Source organism: Kitasatospora sp. NPDC056731 (genome assembly GCF_040687675.1).
Classification (GTDB): Bacteria; Actinomycetota; Actinomycetes; order Streptomycetales; family Streptomycetaceae; genus Kitasatospora.
This window is the reverse complement of record NZ_JBFBNR010000105.1, coordinates 1-1,619: the sequence shown is the minus strand read 5'-3', so window position 1 is coordinate 1,619 and position 1,619 is coordinate 1. Positions and strand designations below refer to the sequence as shown.

Annotated in this window: 1 protein-coding gene; it reads right to left on the bottom strand. The window is 66.3% G+C overall.

The window, feature by feature from the left end; translation table 11 throughout:
- Positions 1–192: 192 nt before the first annotated feature.
- Positions 193–696: a hypothetical protein gene (locus AB0R04_RS38865; RefSeq protein ID WP_363378900.1), complete on the bottom strand. Its 504-nt coding sequence runs from the start codon at positions 694–696 to the stop codon at positions 193–195.
- Between the last annotated feature and the right edge of the window lie 923 nt (positions 697–1,619).

Below are 1,619 nucleotides of genomic sequence, written 5' to 3'. Positions count from 1 at the left end.
GCCCCGTCGTGCCGCTCAAGCCATCTCTCAAGTCCGTGGTTACACCGAGGAGACAAGATCATCCCCGGCAGATTCCACGTAACTTTCAAGATGCTCAAGCGCCAGATGTTCGGCCGAGCCAAGCTCGACCTCCTCCGCAAGCGCGTCCTCCTCACCCGGCCGTGAGGGCTGGGCAGTTAGTCAGGGGCCGCACTATCGCCACAGGTCGGCTCCGTCATTCCCGCTGGGATCCATCGTGAGGAGATCCTCGTGCAGACCTGCGAGGACTCGCCCCGTCGGAGAGAGGTCCTCCCCGGTCTCCATCACCCTCCAGCCGACATCGACGCCCGGGGCGTTCACATCACAGCCGGCGTCAAGCTCGTCAAGCGTCGTGAACACCGCCTCATAGGCCACGGCCCGTGCCAGGAGAACCAGGTCGGCCCGGTCCGCGCCGGCGGCAAGGAGCCGTTTGGCGGCTGGGAGTTGATCGAGCGCACCCGGATCGGCCCAGTCGTTGATCGGACTCCGCCACAGGCTTCGGAGCAGCATGAACCGGGCGAGCTGCGGCAAGTCCTCGCTCAACTCCGACCTGACCCAGTCCGCGGCGTCCGCCGCACCAAGAGCATCGAACTGGGCACACAGCGACAGTGCCAGGGCCTGCGACTTGGCATCCAGGCCCTTCAGCCAGGCCTGCCACTCTGTCTGGGGATCACTCACCGCACCAGCATGCCCTATGGCCACCACGGGCTTACCAGGAGGATCGCGCCGATCACGGAACTCGCGACAGAGCCAATTTCACCTGGCCGCTGTCAGGGAAGGTCGGCGTTCCTCACACGGAGGCTGGCGCGTGGCTGGCCGCGTCGCACGCCGGGCGTCCGATCCCCGCCGCCGTACAGGGTCATCACGGCAGCCTTCCCGGATACCAGGACCTGCAGACGTTCGTCGAGTCGTGAGGGCGCGAGCTCACAAGGACCAGGTGGTGGGGGCGCGATCCCGGGCCCGGATCCTGGAGGGCTACGATCTCGATGGCCCGCGTGCCTTCTACGCCCACGACTTCTCCTGAGGACACCGACCCCGACATTCGCCAGTACGACGACCTGCTCCAGCCGGTGCCATGGCTCACCTGGGCCGACGCCCCCGGTTTCGCACTGCGCAGCAGCATCGATGAAATGCTCACGCCGAACACCCGCCAAGCGGTGCCCGATGACCCCTGGGCTGGAGGGCCCTCAAACTGAGGCGTGCGGCGCTCGGCCAGCCTTGGCAGGGGGCTTCGGAATGCCGCTGGACACCCGCCGCCTTCGGCACGATCAGGGGCTTTCGCTAGGAGCGCCCTGACGCCGCCCCTGGCAGGTGTCCCTGTGACGTCGAACCGCGTGACTGAAGCCAGCCGCCAGTGCCCTCTCGAAACCGCCCATCAGAGTCGTCAAGGTCATTTGGCGATTGGTCAAGATCATCTGTTGCGGGACCAGCCTGGACGCCATGAATCCTCACGCAGAAGCTCCCACAGCACGGGGCCGGAGAAGTCGGCACGCACTTCCAACGTGCTTACTGATCTCGGCGCTTCAGGGTGATGGTGGTGGGAGGTCGAGGGAGAGTCCGGTCCCGGCGAGGAAGCCGTCGAGGAGGTCGGAGCGGTACTG